The sequence below is a fragment of the Algoriphagus mannitolivorans DSM 15301 genome (assembly GCF_000429425.1).
Taxonomy (GTDB): Bacteria; Bacteroidota; Bacteroidia; order Cytophagales; family Cyclobacteriaceae; genus Algoriphagus; species Algoriphagus mannitolivorans.
This window is the reverse complement of the sequence record NZ_AUBV01000008.1, coordinates 81,162-105,651: the sequence shown is the minus strand read 5'-3', so window position 1 is coordinate 105,651 and position 24,490 is coordinate 81,162. Positions and strand designations below refer to the sequence as shown.

The 24,490-nt window shown below is 43.1% G+C and carries 20 protein-coding genes and 1 tRNA gene; 9 read left to right on the top strand and 12 right to left on the bottom strand.

Annotated features, from left to right (window positions below; genetic code table 11):
- The first annotated feature begins 13 nt into the window (after positions 1–13).
- From G458_RS0110310 to G458_RS0110290, 5 genes are all read left to right on the top strand, one after another.
- Positions 14–1,246, top strand: a complete 1,233-nt coding sequence (locus G458_RS0110310) for a 3-deoxy-D-manno-octulosonic acid transferase (RefSeq protein ID WP_245579262.1) — start codon at positions 14–16, stop codon at positions 1,244–1,246.
- A gap of 5 nt (positions 1,247–1,251) precedes the next feature.
- Entirely contained in the window at positions 1,252–2,175 is a 924-nt protein-coding gene (rsgA, locus tag G458_RS0110305; RefSeq protein ID WP_026951839.1) for a ribosome small subunit-dependent GTPase A, read from the top strand.
- 54 nt (positions 2,176–2,229) lie between these two features.
- A complete protein-coding gene (locus G458_RS0110300; RefSeq protein WP_026951838.1) occupies positions 2,230–2,721 on the top strand; it encodes a phosphoribosyltransferase family protein in 492 nt (163 codons plus the stop codon).
- A gap of 3 nt (positions 2,722–2,724) precedes the next feature.
- Positions 2,725–3,546 (top strand): 3-methyl-2-oxobutanoate hydroxymethyltransferase, encoded by an 822-nt coding sequence (gene panB / locus G458_RS0110295; RefSeq protein WP_026951837.1) that lies wholly within the window; start codon positions 2,725–2,727, stop codon positions 3,544–3,546.
- A gap of 125 nt (positions 3,547–3,671) precedes the next feature.
- The gene (locus G458_RS0110290) at positions 3,672–5,564 is read left to right on the top strand and encodes an outer membrane protein assembly factor BamB family protein (protein WP_026951836.1); all 1,893 of its coding nucleotides are present in this window, start codon (positions 3,672–3,674) and stop codon (positions 5,562–5,564) included.
- Positions 5,565–5,620: 56 nt separating this feature from the next.
- Here G458_RS0110290 and G458_RS0110285 read toward each other — a convergent pair whose 3' ends face one another.
- The 5 genes from G458_RS0110285 to G458_RS0110260 all read right to left on the bottom strand — a co-directional run bounded on the left by G458_RS0110285 (position 5,621) and on the right by G458_RS0110260 (position 11,881).
- Positions 5,621–6,832: a glycoside hydrolase family 57 protein gene (locus G458_RS0110285; RefSeq protein WP_026951835.1), complete on the bottom strand. Its 1,212-nt coding sequence runs from the start codon at positions 6,830–6,832 to the stop codon at positions 5,621–5,623.
- A complete protein-coding gene (locus tag G458_RS0110280; protein WP_026951834.1) occupies positions 6,829–8,118 on the bottom strand; it encodes a glycosyltransferase family 4 protein in 1,290 nt (429 codons plus the stop codon). The genes G458_RS0110285 and G458_RS0110280 overlap by 4 nt, the downstream gene beginning before the upstream one ends.
- Before the next feature lie 10 nt (positions 8,119–8,128).
- Positions 8,129–10,045, bottom strand: a complete 1,917-nt coding sequence (locus G458_RS0110275; RefSeq protein WP_026951833.1) for an amylo-alpha-1,6-glucosidase — start codon at positions 10,043–10,045, stop codon at positions 8,129–8,131.
- A 338-nt stretch (positions 10,046–10,383) separates the two neighbouring features.
- Positions 10,384–10,459 (bottom strand) — tRNA-His (locus tag G458_RS0110265).
- Between the two features lie 78 nt (positions 10,460–10,537).
- A complete protein-coding gene (locus tag G458_RS0110260) occupies positions 10,538–11,881 on the bottom strand; it encodes a dihydroorotase (RefSeq protein WP_026951832.1) in 1,344 nt (447 codons plus the stop codon).
- Between the two features lie 47 nt (positions 11,882–11,928).
- Between G458_RS0110260 and G458_RS0110255 the strand changes: the two genes are divergently transcribed.
- Entirely contained in the window at positions 11,929–13,287 is a 1,359-nt protein-coding gene (locus G458_RS0110255) for a DEAD/DEAH box helicase (protein ID WP_026951831.1), read from the top strand.
- A 25-nt stretch (positions 13,288–13,312) separates the two neighbouring features.
- Here the strand turns inward: G458_RS0110255 and G458_RS0110250 are convergent, their stop codons facing one another.
- Positions 13,313–14,809 (bottom strand): M28 family metallopeptidase, encoded by a 1,497-nt coding sequence (locus G458_RS0110250; RefSeq protein WP_026951830.1) that lies wholly within the window; start codon positions 14,807–14,809, stop codon positions 13,313–13,315.
- Positions 14,810–15,000: 191 nt separating this feature from the next.
- Between G458_RS0110250 and gcvP the strand changes: the two genes are divergently transcribed.
- A complete protein-coding gene (gene gcvP, locus G458_RS0110245) occupies positions 15,001–17,895 on the top strand; it encodes an aminomethyl-transferring glycine dehydrogenase (protein ID WP_026951829.1) in 2,895 nt (964 codons plus the stop codon).
- Between the two features lie 65 nt (positions 17,896–17,960).
- On the opposite strand, the gene lipA is transcribed toward gcvP, so the two are convergent.
- Together lipA and G458_RS0110235 are read right to left on the bottom strand one after the other, a co-directional pair.
- Entirely contained in the window at positions 17,961–18,839 is an 879-nt protein-coding gene (gene lipA, locus G458_RS0110240; RefSeq protein ID WP_026951828.1) for a lipoyl synthase, read from the bottom strand.
- A gap of 54 nt (positions 18,840–18,893) precedes the next feature.
- Positions 18,894–19,622, bottom strand: coding sequence for a hypothetical protein (locus G458_RS0110235; protein ID WP_026951827.1), 729 nt, complete (start codon positions 19,620–19,622; stop codon positions 18,894–18,896).
- Positions 19,623–19,692: 70 nt separating this feature from the next.
- Here G458_RS0110235 and G458_RS0110230 point away from each other — a divergent pair, with 70 nt between their 5' ends.
- Both G458_RS0110230 and sdaAA read left to right on the top strand, forming a co-directional pair.
- Complete coding sequence (locus G458_RS0110230) at positions 19,693–20,097, top strand: OsmC family protein (RefSeq protein WP_026951826.1); 405 nt, start codon at positions 19,693–19,695, stop codon at positions 20,095–20,097.
- A gap of 43 nt (positions 20,098–20,140) precedes the next feature.
- Positions 20,141–21,049, top strand: coding sequence for an L-serine ammonia-lyase, iron-sulfur-dependent, subunit alpha (gene sdaAA, locus G458_RS0110225; protein WP_026951825.1), 909 nt, complete (start codon positions 20,141–20,143; stop codon positions 21,047–21,049).
- Here the strand turns inward: sdaAA and G458_RS0110220 are convergent.
- From G458_RS0110220 to G458_RS0110205, 4 genes are read right to left on the bottom strand one after another with little or no spacing between them, the layout of a single operon-like run.
- The gene (locus G458_RS0110220; protein ID WP_026951824.1) at positions 21,038–21,496 is read right to left on the bottom strand and encodes a hypothetical protein; all 459 of its coding nucleotides are present in this window, start codon (positions 21,494–21,496) and stop codon (positions 21,038–21,040) included. The two genes, sdaAA and G458_RS0110220, sit on opposite strands and share 12 nt — an antisense overlap.
- Complete coding sequence (locus G458_RS0110215; RefSeq protein WP_026951823.1) at positions 21,493–22,434, bottom strand: calcium/sodium antiporter; 942 nt, start codon at positions 22,432–22,434, stop codon at positions 21,493–21,495. Before G458_RS0110215 ends, G458_RS0110220 begins: the two co-directional genes overlap by 4 nt.
- Before the next feature lie 3 nt (positions 22,435–22,437).
- The gene (upp, locus tag G458_RS0110210; RefSeq protein ID WP_026951822.1) at positions 22,438–23,076 is read right to left on the bottom strand and encodes a uracil phosphoribosyltransferase; all 639 of its coding nucleotides are present in this window, start codon (positions 23,074–23,076) and stop codon (positions 22,438–22,440) included.
- Between the two features lie 51 nt (positions 23,077–23,127).
- Complete coding sequence (locus G458_RS0110205; RefSeq protein WP_026951821.1) at positions 23,128–24,417, bottom strand: OmpA family protein; 1,290 nt, start codon at positions 24,415–24,417, stop codon at positions 23,128–23,130.
- Between the last annotated feature and the right edge of the window lie 73 nt (positions 24,418–24,490).

Sequence of the window (24,490 nt, the reverse complement as noted above, 5' to 3'; positions counted from 1 at the left end):
TTGATGGATGAAAATGGTTTACCGCCTCTTTTTTGGGGTTTTACCCGCGCTTCTGAGTTTCTTTTCGCTCTTCTCCAAAAGGATAAAACATTTTCTTTCTGGCAGAAAAAGTATTTTCTCTGAACTCCAAAATTTCCGAAATGAAAATCAAGGAACGCTGATTTGGGTTCATGTAGCTTCTCTTGGGGAATATGAACAGGCTAAACCTGTGATTGCGAAATGGAAGGAGAAATATCCGGAGCATTTGGTGGTGGTTAGTTTTTTCTCCCCTTCAGGATTTGAGCCTGCCTCCAGAAAACCACAGGCCAACGTGGACTTTATTACTTATATCCCTTTGGATCGAAAGTCTTGGGCAGAGGAGTTTGTCAAAATTATGGATCCCCAATACGCTTTTTTTGTGAAATATGACCTCTGGTACCACCACGTGATGGCGTTAAAGCAAAGAGGCGTGCCGGTTTATTTGATTTCTGCTTCATTCAGATCAAGTCAAGTTTATTTTTCCCGGTTTGGCAGGTTTTTCAAAAATCTCCTATTTCAATTGGATTGGATTTTCACCCAAAATGATCAAAGTGTAGCCTTGCTCAAGGAAATTGGGATATCGAGGGTTTCCAAGGCTGGCGACACGCGATTTGACCGTGTGGCAGCTACTGCCAATTCTCCCAAGCCATTGGAGGATATAAAGTCTTGGATAGGAGAAAAACAGGTGGTCGTAGTGGGGTCCGCCTGGCAGGAAGATATGGACTTATTGATACCCTTGATCAACTCCAAGCCTGAATACAAATGGATCATTGCTCCACACGACCTGAATCCGGAACCGATGGACCGCTGGGCAAAATTATTGGATTCCACATCCAGAAAATATTCCAAATGGAGCCCAACCGAAAGCAATTCAGTTCTATTTATTGACAATATTGGAATGCTGTCTTCCCTGTTCCAGTTTGCGAAAATCGCTTATGTTGGAGGTGCTTTCGGAAAAGGACTGCATAATATCCTGGAGCCTTTAGGATTTGGAGTGCCGGTAATTTTTGGGAAGGTGAAAAAAGTAGGGAAGTTTCCAGAGGCTCCTCAAAGCCGAATTGAAGGTTGCGGATTTGAAGTTTCCTCAGCCGAAGAGCTCAGACAGGTATTCAAAAAATTGGAAAATGGAGAGTTTTATCATGCGGCTGCTGATTCCGCTAAAAAATGGGTAAACTTGAACTTGGGAGCAGCTGATAGGATTGTTTCCTTCATCCATTCCCAAAAGTAATTTTCATGGAAGGAAGAGTCGTTAAATCCACAGGAAGTTGGTACGTAATTAAAGCCGGGGAGAAGTTTGTGTCTGCCCGACTAAAAGGGAAATTCAAACAAGAAGACCTCAAATTGACCAATCCCATCGCTGTGGGAGATTGGGTTGAGTTTGAAAAAGAATCCGGACAAGAAACGGCCGTAATTGGGGAGATTTTGCCCAGAGAAAATTATGTGATCCGTAAGTCCACACGAAAGCAGCATTTCTCCCATATCATTGCAAGTAATTTGGATCAGGCCATTTTGGTGATCACCATGAAAAAGCCAAGAACCTCCTTGGGCTTCATTGATAGATTTTTGGTGAGCACGGAGAGTTTTAGGATACCCGCGATCTTGGTAGTCAATAAAATGGATTTATTGGAAGGAGAGGATGAAGAAGAATGGCTTCAGGATATCCACGAAATCTATGAACCGCTGGGGTATCCAGTATTGGAGGTGTCTGCCATCAAGGATGAAGCGCTCAAGGAAAGGTTTCTTCCTTGGATTCAAGAAAAGTCAAGTCTGATTGCAGGGCATTCCGGAGTTGGTAAATCCACTTTACTAAATGTATTGGTTCCTGATGCCGCACAGGTGACTCAGGAGATATCGGACTACAGTGCCAAGGGAGTTCATACCACCACCTTTGCAGAAATGTTTTTTCTGCCGGAGGGAGGAGATTTAATAGATACTCCGGGGATAAAAGAATTTGGGATTTTGGATATTGACGATTCAGAATTATCCCATTACTTTCCTGAAATGAGGCAGTTTCTAGGGCAATGTAAATACAACAATTGCACTCATACCAATGAGCCGGGATGTATGGTGATCCAGAAAATGGAGCAAGGATACATTCATCCCTATCGATATAAAAGCTATGTGAATATTCTTTCCGAAGAGGATTCTCATCGTTAAGAAGCTTTGATCCCATGGCATTTTGGCCTAATTTTCCTTTTTGAAAATCATCCCATGAGCGAAGTACTCAATCACAAACAGATCGGACAGAAAATCACCCGAATGGCCTTCGAGATCTATGAAAGAAATGTAAATGCCAAAGCTGTGGTATTTGCAGGGATCTCTGGAATGGGTACTACCCTAGCCAGGCTTTTGTCAGAGGAGCTGAAAAACATCTCTCCCATTCCTGTGGAAGAGGTAGAGATACTTTTGGATAAATCTCAGGTGTCCAAGTCTGAGGTCGAACTTTCTCAATCCATAGATCTGTCTGGAAAGACCATAATCCTAGTGGATGACGTGCTCAATACAGGAAGAACTTTGGTTTATGCCATGAAGCCATTTTTGGATTTTGAAATCGAGAAAATGGAAATTGCTGTTTTAGTAAACCGCAGTCATGGGCATTTTCCTGTCAAACCGGATTATACCGGCTATGAACTCGCCACTACATTCAATGAGCATATTCGAGTTGATTTCTCGGCAAACCAATATTCCGTTCACTTAGATTAAGCTATGTCAGTTCATTCCTCTGCCTCGGTCAAAAGAGTCACTACGCATACCCTTCAGGAAATGAAACTCCGTGGGGAGAAGATTTCCATGCTTACCGCTTACGATTTCAGTATGGCCAAAATCGTGGATGAAGCCGGTATGGATATTATTCTGGTAGGTGATTCCGCTTCTAATGTGATGGCTGGTCATGAGACCACTTTGCCGATTACTTTGGATCAGATGATCTATCATGCCTCTGCCGTAGTAAGAGCTGTCAAAAGATCTTTTGTCGTGGTGGACATTCCTTTTGGAAGCTATCAGGGAAATAGTACCGAGGCCCTCAGGTCTGCCATCCGAATTATGAAAGAGTCCGGTGCGCATGCAGTCAAAGTAGAGGGAGGATCCGAAATCAAGGAGTCTGTAATTAGAATTTTGAGTGCTGGAGTTCCGGTGATGGGGCATTTGGGTTTGACTCCACAATCTATTTACAAGTTTGGGACGTACACCGTTAGAGCTAAGGAAGAGTCGGAAGCTGCGAAATTGTTGGAAGATGCCAAAATCTTGGAAGAATGCGGTTGCTTCGCCATCGTTCTGGAAAAAATCCCGGCTTCATTGGCGAAAAAAGTAGCGGAAGCGGTTTCCATTCCGGTTATTGGTATTGGAGCTGGACCGCATGTTGATGGGCAGGTTTTGGTGATGCATGACATGTTGGGAATTACACAAGAGTTTAAGCCCCGGTTTCTCCGGCAATATGCAGACCTTCAAAAAACGATGCTAGATGCGTTTCAGCAATATATCACGGACGTGAAAAATAGGGATTTTCCTACAGACAGAGAGAGTTACTAAGGCGATTTTCTTTCCAAAACATTCACAAGCACTCCAATCGGGGTGCTTTTCGCATTTAAATACGGCAATTGACGTATTCCCTGGCCTAAGGGTACTGGATAGCTTTGATCAAAATTCTTTTTATCATGAAAAAGCTATTCAAAACCACCCGATTAATGATTCTCGCCTCGATAGTATTCTTGGCTGCAGGATCTTCAGCCTTTTCCCAGGAGCCTCAATGGAAGGTGAGCTTGGACAAAGGAGTAGAATGGACTCGGTACACTCCCAATAAAATTCTTTTGGTTGGGAGTTCTGACTGGGGATTGCATGGAGTAGATGCCGTTACAGGGAAGCTTTTGTGGTCCAACGAGGACCTCTACAATTCTGCAAAAGCTCTAAAAGGTCCCGATGGGAAAAAAGTCGGCTATACGCCGGATTTGATCCGAGTTTTGGAAGATCCCCAAGACCCTAGAGTTTCGGATTATGCCATTGTGAAGTACACGGACAATATTCTGGTTAAGAATTTTGTTCTGATCAATATCCGAACCGGTGAATTGATCATGAATCCCAAAATGGCAGGGATGCCGGTTGTCAAGATTGTGGGACCTGAGCAGGCGACTTTCAATTACTATGGTTCCGATTATATCCCTGAGCTGAAGGGTGTAGTCATTACGGCAGGCTGGGAGGACTTTTCCACCGCTGGGAAGCCTTTTATGCAAATCACCAAATTCATCGATTTGGAAACAGGGAAAGTGGCTTGGGAAAGTGACCGATTTTCTTCCAAGCTATTGCCTGTGGTCACTGAGGACAATCATCTCCTGTTTATCGGGGATAAGACCTCTGCAAAAATCAATGCGAAAACGGGAGAGCCTTTTTGGACTTTCGAAGTCTCCGAAAAGAAAAACAGCTTTGAGGCGTTTGATGCAAATATTCGGTTGACCGAAGGGTATTTTTATCAGAAAAAAGGAAGCCAAGGTGTGGTCAGTGCTGTGGATTTGAAATCTGGTAAGGTATTATGGGAAAAGCCATTGTCCACCAAGGATGCACCGGTCTTAACCGCGGAAGATTTTGGAGTGATCGTGGCAGACGAGAAGAATTTCACTTTGATGGAGGCAGCCAATGGCAATACGAAATGGACTGCTAAAAAGCTTTCTGGGATTGTGGTGGATCTGGGAAGAGATCATGGGATTGCTGTGGGGGAAAGAGATAAGTATTTGACAGTTTTGGATAAAAATACCGGAGAAGAAAAGTGGTCAAAAAAGGTAAAAGGAATCCGGATTGACCAATTGACTGGTGCTGGGATCATGTACTCAGACGAAGAGGGTAATATTGGGCTTTTTGGCTTTGACGGAGAGCCGGTCTGGTCTTCAAAGGATATGATCAAAGGACCAGCACTTCGGGCTAAGCCTTCCTTGGATCAGGAGTTTTTCTACAGTGATGAAAAAGTATATCGGGTAAATCTCGTAAACGGAGATAAGAAAGTGATTTTGGACAAGGTGGAATTTAAGGAAAAAGAGACTCCTGATAATCTGGAATTTACCGGGTCCAACTTTGTGCTTTCTTCCAGCCAAAACATGATTGGATTTGATGAGAATGGGACAATTCTCTACCAAGGTCACTGGGCTTCTCCAAAGATTTCATTGGCTGGACGAATTGCAATGCGCACCATGCAGGTGGCGATGGTGGCCATGGCCTCTGCCGCAGCATATCAGCAAGGGGCAACCCAAGGATCCGCTTTTGCTCCTTCAGCGATCAGTAAGGAATATGGAAGACAGCGGGAGTTTTTTGAAGATATGGCGGGGGCTTTTGGTCAGGTAGCCAATCAAAGATTCAAAGCCACGAAACATCGCGGAGTCTTCAGCTTTATCCTCACGGATGTGGGAGAGGGAGTAGGCTTGGTGAAAGTTGATAAAGTGAGCGGAAAAGAGGTAGGAAAGATAGTCCTCAATGACAAGGAGCCTGTTTTTGATTCAGATCCGGAAAATGGGATGATTTTCTACAAGCCATCCAAAAAGGATGTGCATGGATATATTTTCTAAAAAATCAGGGTTCAGGAGATAAAAAAAACCGGCAAAGTTCATTGCCGGTTTTTTTGTTAAGCGGAAGCTTTGGCCTGTTGTGATTTTTCTTTGACCCGGAGCATAAAGTCGCTCAATACATTCATGTAATTGATAAATGCATCGTATGGGGTGTCATAAGGGCTGAAGTACTGATGTACTGAGCCGTCAGAAAAGAACTTGGTACACATGTAATAAAAGTGATCCGAGGTCTGTAAATAGCTCCAGTCTCTCTGTATTTCAGGATCGTCGATTCCTTTCACTTGGCTTTCAAGATCGTAAAGTCTATCAAACGCTTCGTCTTGCAAGTCATTCCCTAACCAGGCAGTCAAATCACGCTCCTCATCTGCCCAGGAAATTGGGATTGGGACGTGGATATTTCCAACTGGCTGACTATTATCCAATACCTCCGATGGTGTAGAAAAGTTGAAATTGGAATGTTTGAAAATTGTCTCCGGCAAAAATCGCATAAATTCGAAAATACCAGTGTCTGCCCACTGATGTTCCCCGAAAGTCTCGTAATCCATGAACAAGTTCACGACTTGTTCTTCTTTGGGAATGGCATTGAGCCAGGTCACGAATTTGTCTGTGGTCAGCGGGAAATCAGCCCAGGTTTTGTTACTGAAGCGGAATGCAATATCATCTGAGAGCCTGAAGTTTTTCAACAATACTTTCAGTTTAGGATCAATGGCATTGGTGTAAACGTAATTGGGGCTTTTCCAACCCAGAATATGTTTGGCACCTTCGGTGAGGATACCTTTGTAGCCCATTTCGGAAACCATGGATCCAATTGAATCTGAATAAATCAATTCCGTGTTTCGGAATACCTTTGGAGTATATCCATTAAAAAGCTCCTTGATTCTGTCTTGATGCTTTTTGACCAGTTTGGTAAATTCTTCCTTGCTCTTCAGCGCAGCCAGAGAGTGAGTATATGTTTCATTTAGGAGCTCAACTTGACCCGTTGCAACCAGCTTTTGGAAACTTTCCAATACGTCAGGGGCATAGGCTTCCATTTGATCCAAGAAGGTTCCGGAAATGGAGAAGGCCACTTTGAATTTTCCGGGATATTGGTGGATGAGATCCATCAAAAGAGAATTCATAGGGAGGTAGCACCGTTGGGCGGCTTTTCGTATGACATTTCTGTTCAAAAAATCATCCCAATAATGATGATCCTCACCGATGTCGAAGAAACGGTAAGGCTTTAGTCGAAAAGGTTGGTGCACCTGAAAATAAAAGCAGATGGTTCTCATGATTGTTGGGCTATAGTTTTTTCGTACACAGTTATCAGTTTGGCAGCGACATGCTCCCATTTTAATTTTTTCAGCTCATCGCTTCCGAGTTCTTTGAACATTCTGGAAATTCCGTCATAATGCAGTAGTGCGAAAATGGCATCTGCCATGGCATCTACATCCCAGAAATCCACTTTGATGGCATTTACCAATACTTCGGCAACACCTGATTGCTTGGAGATAATCACGGGAGTATTGTGTCTCACCGCTTCCAGTGGAGCAATGCCGAATGGTTCGGAGACGGATGGCATCACATAGACATCAGAAATCGCATACATGTGATCCACGTCTTTTCCTTTCAAAAATCCAGTGAAGTGAAATCTCGAAGCCATTCTGAGTTCGGCAACACGCTGAATCATTTTATTCAAAAGGTCTCCAGAGCCAGCCATTACAAAGCGAACATTTGGATCTCTATCGATGACTTTCTTGGCAGCTTCCACAAAATACTCTGGGCCTTTTTGGAAGGTGATTCTACCTAAAAAGGTCACGATTTTTTCCGGAACCTTTTTCTGATATTCTGATTTGATGATGCTGGCATCCAAAACGGCATTGTGAAGCACAGATACTTTGTGGCCTGGGATTCCATATTTTCTGATGATAATATTTCTGGTCAGGTGACTGACCGCCACGACATGGTCAGCCGCTTGCATTCCAGCTTTCTCTATGTCATAAACAGGTTGATTCACTGATTCTCCGGATCGGTCGTATTCAGTGGCATGAACATGGACTACCAGAGGCTTTCCGCTCATTTCCTTAGCGGCGATTCCAGCAGGGAATGCCAGCCAATCATGGGCATGTATAATGTCGAAATCCTGCCGATCTTTTGCGATTTGAGCTCCAACTAAGGCATACCGGGAAACTTCCTCCATGAGGTTTTTGCCATATTTCCCACTAAACTCATATTTGTTGGTAAATATGCTTTCATCTACGTCCGTACGGTCATGGATCGCATAATCCGTAAACTTTTGATATTCTTCAGGGCCCAAATAAGGAACCAAGAAGCTGCTTACTTCCAGATAAGTCAGGTTTTTCCAAATATTCTTAAACTTCTTCTCTCTGTAATTGATCGTTACATCACTTGCATTGACAAAATCAGCAAGATCTTCTTCATCTCCCCAAAGTTTAGGAACCACAAAAATCACTTCCTGATTATGGTGATTCATACCCTTGATCAATCCATAACAGGCAGTTCCCAATCCTCCGGAAATATGTGGGGGGAATTCCCAACCAAACATCAACACTCTCATACAAAAAGATTTAAATTCTTTTGACTAAGTCCATCATTCGTAATAATTCTGCCACACTCCAAGCCTGGGACAAGGAGCCTTTTGGACGATGCGGAGGATCTCCATCATAGATCTCTGCAATGGTTCCGACTCCATATTGGGTCATGACTCCATCAAATCCTTTGATGATTTTCTCCACAAAATTTTTGGCAGCCTTTCCATGTAGCTTTAAATATCCTTCTACAAAGTGGCCCAAAAGCCAAGCCCAAACGGTACCATTATGGTAGGCGTTATCCCGGCTGATTTGATTGCCAAAATAGTAGCCTTTGTATCCTGGATCGTCCGGAGATAGTGATCTAAGTCCTCTCGAAGTCAGTAATTTTGATTTGACAATTTCCAGGATCAAGTCGCTTTTTTCTTCACTCAGCATGGTGTATGGTAAGGAAGTGGCAAAGATCATGTTAGGTCGGATTGACCAATCTTTTTCCTCTCCATCTACCACGTCTGCAAGATATCCATAGTCCCATGACCAGAATTCTCGTTGGAACGATTCCTTTACTCTGGCAGCTAAGGTAAGGTATTCTTCCTCCCCACTTAACTCATGGTAAAAACAAAGGGCATTGTACCATAAGGCTTGGATTTCGACAGGACATCCGATTCTTGGAGTCACCGGTCCATCTGGGGTAATGGCATCCATCCACGTCAGTGCTACATCTGGTTGACCACCCCAGATCAATCCATTTTCAAGCATGTGGATATTGAACTCCGTACCTGCTTTGTAGCCTTCGATGATCCCTCTTAGTTTTCCCAAGTATCGGTCAATGATCGTCTTTTTATCTCCGGTATAGGTGATGTACTGCTGGAGCGACCAGAAAAACCAAAGCGGAGCATCCATGGAGGTCATGTTAGTATAATCACCACTTCCGATATTGGGGAATAGAGGTCCTTTGAGGTCTTTGGTCATTGAATCCATGATCTCCAGAAAAGTATCCCGATCTCCTCCCGAAAGGGTAAGCCCGGGAGCAGCGAGGAAAGTGTCTCTACCCCACCAGCCAAACCATGGGTATCCTGCGATAATTCTTACATCCCCGTCTCTTCTCCTGATAAATTGCCCGGCAGAGTTTCTTAGGCAGTTTTCAAAATTATTTCTTGGGATTCTTCTTGCGATTTCTTTTTCGAAGGCATTCTGGCGTGTAGCAGGATCAGCCTCTGCCAGTCCAGCAGAAAAAATGACAGATTCGCCTTTTGCGATGTCAAATTCAAAATACCCTGGAACAAAGAGATCCTCTTGGTATTCGTATCCTCTTTCCCTTTCCTGAATATATTCAATATTGAAGTACCAATCAGGATTGGAGACAAACTCACCCTTTTTGGAAAGCTGTAAGAAAAGCGGATCGTATTGGGGGTAGAGTTGGAATTTGACACCACAAGGCGCTTTTTCCGCATTTTTATTAATGTCGTCATTGGCTTTCATGAGGTTATGATATCCTCTGAAGGCCAAAAAGGGTTGAATTCTGATTTTAGTAGGAGAATGAGCTTCCAAAAGAGTATATCGAATCATCACCCGATCCCTATTGGTATCCAAGATTAATTCCTTTTGAAGCAATACGCCTCCTACCCGATAGGTGAGTTTTGGGATAGGTTCTGAGTCAAAGTCTTCCAGATACTTATGCCCTCTCGGGGAATAATTTCCCGGAAACTTACTGATGCCCAAATTAAAACTGGCTCCCCGCTGGATCACAGTTTCGTGGACTGTGGAAAGCATGACGTGATTTTGGGAGTCAATTTGAGGCTGTGGCACTACCAAAAGACCATGGTATTTTCGGGTATTGCACCCGATGATGGTCGTGCTGGTGTAGGTTCCCGAACGGTTAGTCCGAATTATTTCCCGGTCAAGAGAATAATTTAGGTTGATTAATTGGGTTTTATCGAAATGGATATAACTCATAGAGGGAAAATTGTAGGATACTAAAAATAGAGGTTTGATCTTATAAGAAAAATTAATGACAAAAAAATAAAGGTTATGTCTCCATAACCTTTGCATAAAAAGAAATTTTACGAATGAATTGTTTCTTTTTGGATCTCTTCAAAGACTTTTAAAGATTCCTCAAATTTGCTCAAGTAATTTTTTACCTGGCTAATATTCACTGGTTTTACCACCGGGAATTTCGGGGATGATTTGAACAAAGTAAACATCTCAAGTTGGTTTAGTTTGGTCTGAATTTGTCAAATGTTGTGCCAAACGAATGGCTTATATACAACAAAACCCCTCGAATTGAGGGGTTTGGGTGAAAGACCGGGTTCGAACCGGCGACCTCTGGTGCCACAAACCAGCGCTCTAACCAGCTGAGCTACAATCACCGTGTTTGTTGTCCTTTGAGGTATTCCCTCAAATGGTTTGCAAAAGTAAGTAGATAGACTGTTTAGCGCAAGGATGATGCTATTTATTTGTAAAAAAAGTTAGTCTCTTTCCTTTTTGGCTTTCATCAAACTCACCCTTATTGTACGCTAAATGTCCGGAAACGATCGTATGGGTCACCTGGGACTGAAAGGTATGTCCTTCAAAAGGTGACCACCCGCATTTGGCGAGGATATTTTCTTTGCTTACGGTCCAAGGAGAATTCAAGTCTACCAAAACCAAATCTGCAAAATAGCCTTCACGGATAAATCCTCGGTCCTCAATGCGAAATAGCTTGGCTACATTGTGAGACATTTTCTCAGCGATTTTTTCCAAAGAGATTTTTCCCTGATGGTAAAAGTCCAACATGGCTACCAAGCTGTGTTGAATCAAAGGACCTCCAGAGGGTGCCTTGGTGTAAGACTGGGCCTTTTCCTCCAGCGTGTGTGGGGCATGGTCGGTAGCAATTACATCGATTCGATCATCCAGCATGGCCTGGAAAATCTGTTCCCTATCATTGGAGGTCTTTACTGCCGGATTCCACTTGATGAGATTTCCCTTTGTGTCATAATCTTCTTCCGAAAACCACATGTGGTGAATACAAGCTTCAGCAGTGATTTTTTTCTCCTCAAGCGGAATGCTGTTGTCAAACAAACTCAATTCCTTGGCAGTACTGATATGGAGGATGTGCAGCCTCGTGCCAAATTTTTTAGCCATCGCCACTGCTCTTTTAGAAGCATCATAGCAGGCTTCTTCCGACCGGATTTTTGGATGGGCTTGGATCGGAATGTCTTCTCCATATTTGGCTTTGTATTCTGCTAAATTGGCAGCAATAATATGATCGTTTTCTGAGTGGATGGCGAGAAGACCTTTGTATTCGCGGAAAATTCCCTCCAAGGATTCAATATTGTCTACCACCATGTTTCCGGTGGAGGAGCCTTGAAATACTTTCAGTCCACAGACATTCTTCAAGTCAAGCTTTAGAATTTCTTCCAAATTGTCATTGGTACCTCCAAAGAAGAAAGAGTAATTCGCTAAGGAAACTTCTTGGGCTCTGCTGTATTTCTCTTCCAACAAAGGGATGGTGACGGCCTGTGGGACTGTGTTGGGCATTTCCATGTAGGAAGTGGTGCCTCCAGCAACTCCTGCTTTTGCCTCAGTATAGATTTCACCTTTGTGGGTGAGCCCTGGCTCGCGAAAGTGCACCTGATCATCAATCACTCCGGGGAAAAGGTGTTTTCCCTTTCCGTCAATATGTACCTCAGCAGCCTCTTGGCTTAGGTCTGTGGCAATTTTAGCGATGCGCCCTTCTTTGACCAAAACGTCAGCCCGAGTAATCCGGCCTTCATTGACTATATTTGCGCCTGTGATCAGGATACTTTTCATCTTTTTCTTCAATTAAGATTCCAAATTTCTCTCCAAAATTAACAATCATGAGCAATGAAGCCTTAGGATTTGATGCATTTAAGCTAAATAAACAATTGCTTGAGGCGGTGGTGGAATCCGGATATACTAATCCAACTCCAATACAGCATAAGGCTATTCCGCTGGCTCTGGCTGGGCATGATGTTTTGGGAATCGCGCAAACAGGCACCGGAAAGACGGCCGCCTATGTACTTCCTGTGCTGATGAAGGTTAAATATGCTCAGGGGAAAAATCCCAGGGCTTTGATACTTGCTCCTACACGGGAGTTAGTCATGCAAATCGAGGAGGTGGTGAAGGAACTTGGAAAATATACTGATCTCCGGATTGTCAGTCTTTATGGAGGACTGGGGCCAAAGACCCAAATAGAGCTCATTGAAGCCGGTGTAGATATCCTCATTTCCACCCCTGGTCGTTTTATGGATATTTATCGCAAAGGGATTATTTATCCCAAGGAGATAAAAACCATGGTTTTGGATGAAGCTGATAAAATGATGGATATGGGGTTTATGCCTCAAATCCGAGCCATTCTTGAAGTGATTCCAAGCAAAAGACAAAACTTACTTTTTTCAGCCACTTTCTCATCTCGGGTGGAAAACCTGTCGGCTGAATTTCTGGAGTTCCCGGAAAGGGTGGAGGTAGCCCCTTCTGCGACCACTGCTGAAACGATTGCTCAGGTAAAATACATGGTCCCTAATATCAAGACCAAAATAAATCTCCTTGCTGAGCTCTTGGAAAATGAAGAGGTTCATCGGGCGATAATTTTTACAAGAAGCCGAAAAAACGCTGAGTCTGTTTATTCTTTTCTTGAGAGAAAACATTTTGGAGAGATCCGGGTGATTCATGCGAATAAGGGTCAAAATACCCGGATTAATTCAATGGAAGATTTCAAAGGAGGGGAAGTGAGGCTTCTCGTAGCCACGGATGTGGCTTCAAGAGGATTGGATGTGTCCATGGTGTCTCATGTGATCAATTTTGATGTGCCTTTGATCTATGAGGATTATGTGCATAGAATCGGAAGAACAGGAAGAGCCGAGCAGGAGGGAAAAGCGATTACATTCATAAATCCGGCCGAGGCATATCATTTTGAAAAAATTGAGGAGCTGATTCGAATGGAGGTTGAAGAACTGGAAATACCTGCAAAAGTGGAAGTTCCGGCTACGCCATTTGAAGAAAAGCAAGCCTATGCCAGGGAGCTGGATCGATTGAAGCAGCGAGACAACCCAGATTATAAAGGGGCTTTCCACGAGAAAAGGGAAAGGCCGAAGAAGAATATTGGAAAAGGGGAAAAGGTGAAGGCGAAGAAGCAGGGGAAAAAACCCAACCGAAATCAGCTCAAAACCAAAAACCAAAAGAATAAAGGAAAATAAAAAAGGCCCATAAGGGCCTTTTTTGTTATCTGTCAGTTCGGGTATTTGTCCCGTCAACAGGGGTTCTTTGCTCTCTGTTAGCTAGATCCCAAGCAGTATGGAAAATTAGCTGGGTTCTTTTTTGCATCAGAGGAAACTCGATTTTGTCAACAGTATCCGTCACCTGATGGTAGTCATCATGTACTCCATTGAAGAAGAAGATGACAGGAATGTTGAACTTTGCGAAGTTGTAATGGTCAGATCTGTAATAGAATCTATTTGGATCATCCTCGGCATCATATCTGTAATCCAAAATCAGATTGGTGTAAGTGATATTGTTGTATTCATTGATTTTCTTCAGATGAGAAGAAAGCATCTCTGAACCGATCACATACACATAGTCCTTGTTTTCAGCATTCTGATATTCGTAATCAATTCTGCCTACCATGTCAATATTGATGTTGTTGACCGTGTTGGCAATAGGGAAAATGGGATTTTCAGAATAATACTGAGAGCCAAGAAGACCTTTTTCTTCACCGGTCACATTCAGGAACAGAATACTTCTCCGAGGTTTGTTTCCTTCTTTGGCAGCAGTCGCAAACGCTTGAGCGATTTCCATAACCGAGACAGTCCCAGAGCCATCGTCATCAGCACCGTTGAATACTTCACCGGTAGAGCTTACGCCCACGTGATCATAGTGAGAAGAGATCACCAATACTTCTTCTTTCTTATCAGTGCCTTCCAAAAAGCCCATCACATTGTAAGCTTCAACAGGGGTTTTGCTCTTCACCACTTGGTAAGTTGCTTTTTGAGAAGCAATAGTCTCAGGAGAAGACTTTGCGGCTTCTTTGAGTGCTTCCACCGGTTTTCCAAATAGATTGGCCATTTTATCTGAGCTGACCATAAACACTGGTCTTTCCTTTGTTTCTTGGTCGAATCCTATTCTTCCTTTGCCTGCCAAAGATTTGTAGCGATTGGCAATTCGATCAAAATTTGCCTGACCTTCCATCGTTACAATGACAATCCCTGCAGCTCCAGAGTCCATTACTTTGGTGATGAGGTCGTTGGAGCGAACTCCAACAGCCCATAACCCTACCAATTTTCCTTTTACGTCAACTTTGGCTAGGTTTTCGTCATTGACTAAACCCAGGAAAACCAACTCTGATTTGGATGCTTTTTTCATGTCTCCATCCCCAATGAAAACAAAATCCTGATTCTCTACCAGTTTTTGTTTTCCGATTTGAAGAGAGACTTTGCTGTACATCGTGCTCACTAGAGGCACATTTTGGAAATAGCTTCCTGAAACTGGCCCAGATAGTCCAAGTCCTTTGTAAAAGTCGGCCAAGTAATTGGCAGCTATTTTACCTTCCTCAGAGCCGGTATCCCGGCCTTTCATTTCGTCAGAAGCCAGGTAAGTAAGGTAAGTTTTGAGATCCTCAGCAGTGATCGTGTTGGCATATTTTACCTGAGTTGGATTTTGGGCGAAAGTTGGGAGCGCCAAACCAAAAGCAAGAATACCAGAGAGTAATAATCCCTTTCTCATAAAGTTATATGGTTTTATGGGCCCTAAGCTAGAAAATAATTTCACGCTCAAAAAAACCACTCGTCACTTCCTGAGGTTAATAGGCAAATAATTGAGGGAAATCAAAGAGTTTTTGGATGGCAAATCGTACCTTTGCGCCCATAAAATCAGGAGCTTTCCAAACCCAAATAGAAAATTTCTAAGCGTTCTTTATGAAGATCAATCTTTCCAATGCTGTCAAGTTTGAGAGCAGACACAATGGCCCGAATGAGGCAGAAATTGCTGAGATGTTGGAGAAAATCGGGGCCTCTTCTCTGGATGAATTAATCGGTCAGACTGTACCCGAGGCGATCCAATCTAAAAAATCTCTCGATTTGCCGAAGGCAAAATTAGAGTCGGAGTTTTTGGCTGATTTCAAAAAATTGGCTTCCAAAAACAAAGTGTTCAAGTCCTTCATAGGAATGGGCTATTATGACACCATCGTTCCGGGAGTGGTTTTGAGAAATGTACTGGAGAATCCGGGATGGTACACTGCATACACGCCTTATCAGGCAGAAATTGCTCAAGGAAGATTGGAAGCTTTGATCAATTTTCAGACGGTGGTAATGGAATTGACCGGGATGGAACTTGCAAACGCATCCCTTTTAGATGAAGGTACTGCAGCTGCCGAGGCGATGACTATGCTTCATGCGGTGAAGCCACGTGAAAAAAAGAACGCGAACAAGTATTTTGTAGATGAGAAAATCTTCCCACAAACCAAGGCTGTATTGCTCACTAGAGCAGAACCCATCGGGATTGAATTGGTTTTTGGCTCACTCTCATCTTTGGATTTGACTGATCCTGAACTCTATGGAGTGATGATCCAGTATCCAAACGCTGACGGTGCGGTTTCTGATTATTCAGCGCTAGTTGCCTCCGCAAAGGAAAATAAAGTATTGACTGCTTTTGCTTCAGATCTATTGGCTTTGACCATTCTTAATTCTCCGGGAGAAATGGGAGCAGATGTAGTGGTTGGTTCGTCCCAGAGATTTGGAGTTCCAATGGGCTATGGAGGTCCACATGCTGGTTTTTTTGCAACTAAGGAAGAATTCAAAAGACAAATTCCTGGAAGAATCATTGGTGTGTCTATAGATCGATCTGGAAATAAAGCCTATAGAATGGCGCTTCAGACTCGTGAGCAGCATATCAAGCGTGAAAAAGCAACGTCCAATATATGTACTGCCCAGGTACTTCTAAGTGTAATGGCTAGCTTTTATGCGGTTTATCACGGACCACAAGGCTTGAAAAATATTGCCTTGAGAACTCATGGCTTGGCGAAATTGACTGCTCAGGCATTGAAAAAAGTAGGTTTGAATGTTGTTGATCAAACTTTCTTCGACACAATTCAAATCAAAATGAATGAAGTGGCGAGAGAAAGAGTCAGAGGGCTTGCCTTAGGCGCGGAAATGAATTTTAGATATGAGTCTGATTCAGTTTTCATTTCCTTTGATGAAACCAAGACGTTAGAGGATGTCAAAACGATTGTGGGGATTTTCGCAACTGAGGAAGGCAAGCACACTTTGGACTTGAATGATTTGGTTGAAAACCTGGAGTTGAGCCTTCCTGAAGGTTTGGCAAGAAAATCCGAATATTTGACTCATCCTGTTTTCAATAGCTATCATTCGGAGCACGAAATGCTTCGATACATCAAGAGATTGGAGAATAAGGATCTTTCCTTGGTACATTCCATGATTTCATTGGGATCCTGTACCATGAAGTTGAATGCTACTGCCGAAATGATCCCGGTGACATGGCCTGAATTTGGACAAATTCACCCTTTTGCTCCGATGGATCAGGCGTTGGGATACCAGGAGCTTTTCACCAATCTCAGAACTTGGTTGACTGAAATCACTGGATTTGCAGACACATCCCTTCAGCCAAACTCTGGCGCTCAAGGAGAATATGCAGGTCTGATGGTAATCCGAGCCTATCATATCAGCCGTGGTGAAGGGCATAGAAATGTAGCTTTGATTCCGACATCTGCTCATGGCACCAATCCAGCCTCAGCTGTGATGGCGGGCATGAAAGTGGTACTTGTAAAGTGCGATGAAAAAGGGAATATCGATATCGATGATTTGAGAAAAAGAGCTGAAGAGCATGCCAGTGATCTTTCTTGCTTGATGGTAACCTATCCTTCTACCCATGGGGTATTTGAAGAAGGAATTCGTGAGATCTGTGAAATCATCCATCAATATGGTGGTCAGGTGTACATGGATGGCGCAAACATGAACGCACAGGTAGGCTTGACTTCCCCAGGATATATCGGAGCGGATGTTTGTCACTTGAACCTGCATAAGACCTTCTGTATTCCTCACGGTGGTGGTGGACCAGGCATGGGCCCAATCTGCGTTGCTGCTCATTTGGCTCCATTCCTTCCAGGCAACCCTATTGTAAAGACCGGTGGTGAGCAGGCTGTTTCATCAATTTCAGCTGCTCCTTATGGAAGTGCAAGTATTTTGCCGATTTCCTATGCTTACATCGCCATGATGGGAGGAGATGGGTTGACCAATGCGACTAAAATCGCCATTCTGAACGCCAACTATATCAAAGAGCGATTGAGTGGTCATTATCCGATCCTTTACACAGGTTCTAAAGGAAGAGCAGCTCATGAAATGATCGTGGATTGCCGATCTTTCAAAGAAGTAGGAGTGGAAGTAGAGGATATCGCCAAGCGATTGATGGACTACGGATTCCATGCACCGACGGTATCTTTCCCGGTGGCAGGCACTTTGATGATCGAGCCTACTGAGTCTGAAACTAAAGCGGAACTGGATAAATTCTGTGATGCTTTGATTTCCATCCGTGAAGAAATTCGTGAGATTGAAACTGGTAAAGCAGACAAGGAACAAAACGTATTGAAAAACGCCCCTCACACAGCTGATATGGTATTGGTTGGTGAGTGGAACTTGCCATATTCAAGAGAAAAAGCTGTTTTCCCGCTTGCTTCTGTGAAGGAAAACAAGTTCTGGCCAAGTGTGCGAAGAATTGATTCGGCATATGGCGACAGAAATTTGGTTTGTAGTTGTATTCCGGTAGAAGAATATGCAGGCCAGGAAGAAATGGCCTAATTCAAAACGGTAAAAATGAAAGAAGCTCCAATTTGGAGCTTCTTTTTTTATGGAGTAATCTTTTTTTAAACGTGAACGTGTCTCTCGGCATGGTAGGAGGATCTCACCAAAGGTCCTGATTCTACATATTTCAGTCCTCTAGCTAAGCCTTCTTCACGATAGTGCGCAAATAGATCCGGATGGATAAATTCAGCCACTTCGATATGCATTTTGGTGGGCTGTAGATATTGTCCTAGGGTAAGAATATCACAGCCGTTGGCTGCCAAATCATCCATTGCCTTATATACCTCGTCTTTGGTTTCCCCTAAACCCAGCATAATTCCGGTTTTGGTTCTTTTACCAAATTCTTTGGTCTTTTTAATTTGTTCCAGTGAACGGTCGTATTTAGCTTGAGGTCTGACCATTCTATAGAGTCTTCCGACGGTTTCCATGTTGTGGGAGACGACTTCCTGGCCACCTTCAATCATTCTAAATAAGGCGTCCCAATTAGACTTGACGTCTGGAATTAAGGTTTCAATGGTAGTTTCTGGAGAAAGTTCTTTGGTCTGAACTACTGTTTGATACCAAATCTCTGCACCTCTGTCTTTTAATTCATCACGGTTTACAGAAGTGATGACCGCATGCTTTACGCCCATCAATTTGATGGCTTCGGCTACTCTTCTTGGCTCATCTGTATCATATTCATTGGGGCGGCCCGTTGCTACTGCACAAAAAGAACAGGACCGTGTACAGACATTTCCCAAAATCATAAATGTAGCAGTTCCCGCGCCCCAGCACTCACCCATGTTGGGACAATTGCCACTTTCGCAGATGGTATGGAGCTTATGCTGGTCTACAAGCTTTCGGACTTTTGCATATTCTTTTCCGACAGGAAGTTTTACTCTGAGCCAATCAGGTTTTTTTCTTTTGGTTGCTTCCTCGGAAATTACTGGTAATTCAATCATTACGATAGGATTTGGTACAAAGGTAAATAGCCTAATTCAAAAACCGAATTTAAATTACTTTCTGAAGCCGTAATAGAAGGTCAAATAGGCTGATTGAAATAGCTGTCTATTTTCGGCAGTCGGAATTAAGGGTATTTCCTTGTTGTAACCTTCCAACATATATCCAAGTTCCAAGCCGGTGGCGTTACTTCTGAAAACCCCAAATTCAAACATCAATGCGGCCTTGAGATGAGCGCCAAAAGCAACTTGGGATTCACCCAATCCTTGAAGAAGTCGGCCGGTTCCCAAAATATTGAATCTGCTTTGATGCACTTCAGGATCATATTGTTCTGTGACAGTTTCCAATCGGTTAACTGCATACTCGATATAATAAGGAGCAATCAGCCCGATGGAAGGCCCTACAGCACCCAGGGCAGATACTTGAACACCTTGGTTCGGGGCTTTTTTGAATAAAATGATTTCCCTTCCAAAGTGTGGTCGGATCGCATAGAGGTAATTGGACTTGCCGAAAATATAGCTATTGCCCAAAACAGTATTGTATCGAGCTTCTTTGGGGTTTTTCACATTGGAAAGTTCAATTCCCCAAAAAGCGAACTGATCATCAGCAAGTCGGGTTCCTGCCTTGAATACCAGGCCGCCGATTAAGCCTCCGTTTGTGTTTTTGTTGAGTCCAAAGAGGTATTCTTTGTCATATTCGTAGTTGCCTATGTCATCGCGCTGGGCAAAAGTATTTATGCTTAGAAATACAAGGAAAAGAGGAAAAAGGAATTTCAGCTTACTCATTCGAATTGGTCGAAAATATTGCCCTATTTTTGGTTTAAAGTATTTAACTGCATTTTAAAAGTAAGAGTTTATGCCCACTATAAAAAGTACGTATTTGGGGAATTTAAGGACCCATTCTGAGCACATTCAATCTGGCACGGAAATTCTCACAGACGCACCCTGTGATAATAATGGCAAAGGAGAAAAATTTTCCCCAACGGATCTGGTAGCCTCTGCGTTAGGTAGTTGTATGGTGACTATTATGGGAATAGTCGCAGAAAGAGATGGAGTCAGCTTGGAGGGCTTGTCTTGGGAAGTGACCAAAATTATGCAGTCAAGTCCCAGAAAGATTCAGGAGATAGTAATCGATTTTCATTGGGATAAGCCCGTACAAGATCCATCTATGACCCAAAAACTCAAAAATGCTGCAAGAACTTGCCCCGTGGCCTTGAGTTTGGATCCTGCTATAAAGCAGACCATCAATTTTAATTTCTGAGGAAATTCCTCAACCCAAAATAGAATTAAACCCAAATAACGACATGTGTTACCTTTTTGAAAGTTTCAAAGGTTGGAAAGAATACTGTGAGGAAAGAAAGGTTTCCCTGGTAGATTCCGTGATTGAATATGAAGTTGAGCAAAAGAACTCTTCCAAGGAAAAGATTCTCAATGGATTGGCTCAGGCTTTTGGAGTGATGAAGGATGCTGTGAAGACCGGGCTGGAGGAAGAAATGACTTCCCGCTCAGGGATGATCAACAACGGCGCGAAAAAGGTTTACAATCACCCCTTGACAGTACTTTCCCCAGAATTTCAAAAATTGATTTCTAGATCCTTGGCAGCCAAGGAAGTAAACTCTTGCATGGGTCGGGTAGTGGCTGCTCCTACGGCAGGAGCTTCAGGAATTCTTCCGGGCACGCTGGTTACTCTTCAGGAAATTCATGGACTTTCCGATGAATCGATAATCGAAGGCTTGTTAATCGGAGCTGGCATTGCTTTGATTATAGAAGAAAAGGCAAGTTTGGCAGGAGCTGTAGGAGGGTGTCAGGCAGAAACTGGATCGGCAGCGGCTATGGCTTCCGGGGCAATCGTGCATTGCTTAGGAGGAACCGTAGATCAGATATTTAACGCTGTGGCGGTTACGATTCAATGTATGCTGGGCTTAGTTTGCGATCCCGTTGCAGGATTGGTGGAGGTGCCTTGTGTGGTCAGAAATGCAAGCGCAGCCGCAATTGCGTTCAGCTCCGCTCAAATAGCATTAGCAAATGTGAATGCAGTAATTCCGGTAGATGAGTGTGTCGAGGCGATGGGTGAAATCGGTGCATCCATGGAAAGCCGGTATAAAGAAACAGCGATGGGCGGGCTTGCTGCGACTTTAACAGGGCAGGAAATTTCTCAAAGAGTATTGATCCAGGATATTGAGATTTTGCCGGATGAGGATCTAGCCGATTAGTTTTTCGAAGAAGGGTATCGCTAGAATGTATTGAATGGTGAGGCTGAAGAAGGATGACCACAAAAGGCCACTCCAAAGCATATGAAAATAGATTCTTCTTTTCCTTGTTCCGAAAGAAACCAATATTAAGGTTCCTCCGATGGGGGTTAGGATTAAAGGGGTGAGAAAAGCGATACCTATTTCACCGTATTTCAACCATATCCGAACGATATTTCTTGATTTTTTGGTAAAGACGGGGCCTTTTTTCATCCACTTCCTTTCCACATAGGCTTTTATTTTGGTGCCAATCAAGGTAAAAACCAAAACGCTGGACATCATGCCAGAAAGGGTGACAAAAATGATCTCCCAAAAGCTGTATCCGGCAGCAGATCCAAAAACTGGCCCAGCAATAAATTTGAAAATGCACAGAAAATAGATGCCAAGAAAGGTAATCAGCTCCTCACTCATAATAGGAAGAATATATAGAGTCCGTACCCAAGAAGTAGAATAGTACCTTCAAAAAGGGATATTTTCATTTTTGTGCGCATCAGAGGGTAGAGTAACAAAGAAAACCCCAACATCCAAAGGTAGTCAGAAGCCAAAAATTCAGGGGAAACCGAAATCGGCTTGATGATCGCTGTAATACCAATAATGGATAGGATATTCATGATGTTGCTACCCAAAATATTTCCTAAGGCCAAATCGGTTCTTTTGGAGAGAGCCGCCATGATAGAAGTGATCAATTCTGGGAGACTTGTGCCGATAGCAATGATCGTAACTCCGATCACCCGCTCACTTACTCCAAATTCTCTTGAAATTTTAACCGCATTTTCGACCAATAATTCAGATCCTGCATAGAGGCCTATTATTCCTCCAAAAAACAAAGCAACAGAGATGAGCCAAGAATAGTTTTTCACTTCCTCCAATTCTTCTTCGACCATTTCATTTTCATCAATCACCCCTTTTCCGAGATTTCTAAAAAGGTAAAAGTTGAATCCCAAAAAGCAGCCAAACAGGATTAGCCCTTCCCAAATGGTGATCATTTCATTGAGACTAAGCAGATAAAATAAAATAGTCACAATGATCATCAGAGTGTAATCGAATCGCAGTTGATTTCGATTGATGAGGATGGGATAAAATAATCCCGAAAGACCTAAGACAAGGGCAATATTGGCAATATTTGACCCGATTACATTGCCAATGGAGATGTCACTGTTGCCTTTCAGAGCTGCATTTACACTGACCAAAAGCTCGGGCGCTGAAGTTCCAAATGCAACCACTGTGAGGCCGATAAGTCCAGAGCTCATCCCGAGTTTAAAGGCCATAGACGTAGCTCCGTCTACTAGGATTTTTCCACCAAAAAGGAGGATAGCTAGTCCTAGAAGTAGAAATAAATATGGAGTCATTCGTTAAATTTTTTGTCCAAAGGCCAAATCGCCCGCATCACCTAAGCCTGGAACAATGTAGGATTTTGAGTTTAGCTCCTTATCCAACGCACCAATCCAGAGTCGGAATGGAACTTTCAGATTTTCCTGAAGAAATTGAATTCCTTCTGGGGAGGCAATCACAGCGGCAATATGGATTATTTTTGGGGTGCCATGATTAAGGAGAGTCTGAATGGATTTCAAAAAAGACTTCCCAGTGGCCAGCATAGGGTCTGCCAGAATGATGGTTTTCCCTTCCAAGGAAGGCGAGGCATGATATCCAAGGTTGATTTTTATAGTATCTCCCTCTTCTCTGAAGGCACCAATAAAACCACTTTCAGCTTGGTCAAAATAGTTGAGAAATCCTTGGTAGAAAGGTAGAGAAGCCCTTAGCACTGCGAAAATTACGGGATTTGCTTCCGGGATTTTGACAGTCATGGAGGCTAGTGGGGTCTGGATTTCATTTTCCCTGAATTCCATAGACTTGGAAATTTCATAAGCCAATATTTCGCCTATGCGTTCCAGATTTTTACGAAATCTCATACCATCCTTCTGGATAGTGACATCTCTTAATTCCATGAGGAATTTGTCCGCAATGCTGGGGTTCTCGGTCAGAATAAACATTGGGTCAAAGGTAAAAAAAATGCCCGGTTAACGTACCGGGCATTTGATTGCTTATTTGATTTCGAAGCTAGCTCTTCGGGCCATTTGACGAGCATCGGCTGAGGACTTGTCTACACTGGTATCCTCTCCGTAGCCTTTGTAACTCAAACGAGAGGAATCTACGCCAGAGGAAACTAGAATCTCATATACTGCCTTAGCTCTTTTTTCTGATAGCTTGATGTTATAGTTTTCTGGACCAATTTCATCTGCAAATCCTTTTACTTCCAATTTAACTCCCGGGTTCTTTTTCAAAAAGTTGGAAACATAGGAAATGGAATTGATGGAAAAGCTTGAAGGGGTGGAGCTGTCAAAAGCAAAATAGGCTGCTACATAGCCATCCTGGATAGCCTTTTTTAGGTAATCGGTCTGATCGATTACTTGCTCTAATGGACAGCCTCCGTTGGCACTTGGGCCGGGAAGAAATGGACACTTATCTAAATGGTCAACTGTACCATCCCCATCAGAATCCAATGTCACTCCGTTGAAAGATACATGAGCACCTGCCGGAGTGTTAGGTTCTTTGTCTAAATAATCCGCTACACCATCGCCGTCAGAATCCTTCAACAAATCCTTGATTCCGTTAATTTGAGTGGATAATTCTTCTTTGGTCGCATATTTATCAGCGGCTATGAACCAGTCGGCATGTTGTTCATTTTTACCCAGGTAGAAATTCAGACCAAGGGCACCAGTCCACCAGCCTCCAGGAGCATGAATAAATGGATTTGCAGGAGGGTTAGGCTGTACTGGAGCGTTATACGAGTTTCCGTCAAAGGTGTAAGTTTGACGACCGTTATGGATGTAGGTAATGTCTCCTGTTAAGGATACTCTATTGGAGATTTTATATTGACCTGTGATTCCAGAGATGATGTTGTACACATAATCAGAAGGCTGGTCAAATACTGTATTTTCAAAAGATAGCCTTCCAAAACCAGCTCCAAAATGTGTCAAAAGACCGATCCTTCTGCTAATATTTTCAAAGTTCATCATTCGGCCGGTGTTCATAACCATTTGTGCATTCACCCGGATATAGTTGGTTGTAAATTCGGGACTTTTGCCTTTTGTTTCATTGAAAACACCCAGGCCCAGGTCACCTTTCAATCCAAAATATTCATTGAACATATATCTGGCTGCAAAATCAGCGTGACCAATATGCAGAGTTGGAGAATAAAAATCAGGAGAAAGTGGGCCCATAGATTTGTTGAAGCCGCCATTCAATTCAAGTGACCATTGATTGAATTCTTTCTGAGCATAAAGAGAGGTACTGACTCCGAGTAGGAGAACTAGAATTAGACACTTCTTCATTTGAGTAGGTAATTAAGGATGACTGTTCAAAGGTAATAAAACTTTGTCATCAAAGTCTTAGCAAAAAAAAAGC

Excerpts from the sequence above, each read along its gene's own strand:
- G458_RS0110310 (WP_245579262.1), top strand. The coding sequence starts at position 14 with ATGGTTTACCGCCTCTTTTTTGGGGTTTTACCCGCGCTTCTGAGTTTC.
- rsgA (WP_026951839.1), top strand. The coding sequence starts at position 1,252 with ATGGAAGGAAGAGTCGTTAAATCCACAGGAAGTTGGTACGTAATTAAA.
- G458_RS0110300 (WP_026951838.1), top strand. The coding sequence starts at position 2,230 with ATGAGCGAAGTACTCAATCACAAACAGATCGGACAGAAAATCACCCGA.
- panB (WP_026951837.1), top strand. The coding sequence starts at position 2,725 with ATGTCAGTTCATTCCTCTGCCTCGGTCAAAAGAGTCACTACGCATACC.
- G458_RS0110290 (WP_026951836.1), top strand. The coding sequence starts at position 3,672 with ATGAAAAAGCTATTCAAAACCACCCGATTAATGATTCTCGCCTCGATA.
- G458_RS0110285 (WP_026951835.1), bottom strand. The coding sequence starts at position 6,832 with ATGAGAACCATCTGCTTTTATTTTCAGGTGCACCAACCTTTTCGACTA.
- G458_RS0110280 (WP_026951834.1), bottom strand. The coding sequence starts at position 8,118 with ATGAGAGTGTTGATGTTTGGTTGGGAATTCCCCCCACATATTTCCGGA.
- G458_RS0110275 (WP_026951833.1), bottom strand. The coding sequence starts at position 10,045 with ATGAGTTATATCCATTTCGATAAAACCCAATTAATCAACCTAAATTAT.
- G458_RS0110260 (WP_026951832.1), bottom strand. The coding sequence starts at position 11,881 with ATGAAAAGTATCCTGATCACAGGCGCAAATATAGTCAATGAAGGCCGG.
- G458_RS0110255 (WP_026951831.1), top strand. The coding sequence starts at position 11,929 with ATGAGCAATGAAGCCTTAGGATTTGATGCATTTAAGCTAAATAAACAA.
- G458_RS0110250 (WP_026951830.1), bottom strand. The coding sequence starts at position 14,809 with ATGAGAAAGGGATTATTACTCTCTGGTATTCTTGCTTTTGGTTTGGCG.
- gcvP (WP_026951829.1), top strand. The coding sequence starts at position 15,001 with ATGAAGATCAATCTTTCCAATGCTGTCAAGTTTGAGAGCAGACACAAT.
- lipA (WP_026951828.1), bottom strand. The coding sequence starts at position 18,839 with ATGATTGAATTACCAGTAATTTCCGAGGAAGCAACCAAAAGAAAAAAA.
- G458_RS0110235 (WP_026951827.1), bottom strand. The coding sequence starts at position 19,622 with ATGAGTAAGCTGAAATTCCTTTTTCCTCTTTTCCTTGTATTTCTAAGC.
- G458_RS0110230 (WP_026951826.1), top strand. The coding sequence starts at position 19,693 with ATGCCCACTATAAAAAGTACGTATTTGGGGAATTTAAGGACCCATTCT.
- sdaAA (WP_026951825.1), top strand. The coding sequence starts at position 20,141 with ATGTGTTACCTTTTTGAAAGTTTCAAAGGTTGGAAAGAATACTGTGAG.
- G458_RS0110220 (WP_026951824.1), bottom strand. The coding sequence starts at position 21,496 with ATGAGTGAGGAGCTGATTACCTTTCTTGGCATCTATTTTCTGTGCATT.
- G458_RS0110215 (WP_026951823.1), bottom strand. The coding sequence starts at position 22,434 with ATGACTCCATATTTATTTCTACTTCTAGGACTAGCTATCCTCCTTTTT.
- upp (WP_026951822.1), bottom strand. The coding sequence starts at position 23,076 with ATGTTTATTCTGACCGAGAACCCCAGCATTGCGGACAAATTCCTCATG.
- G458_RS0110205 (WP_026951821.1), bottom strand. The coding sequence starts at position 24,417 with ATGAAGAAGTGTCTAATTCTAGTTCTCCTACTCGGAGTCAGTACCTCT.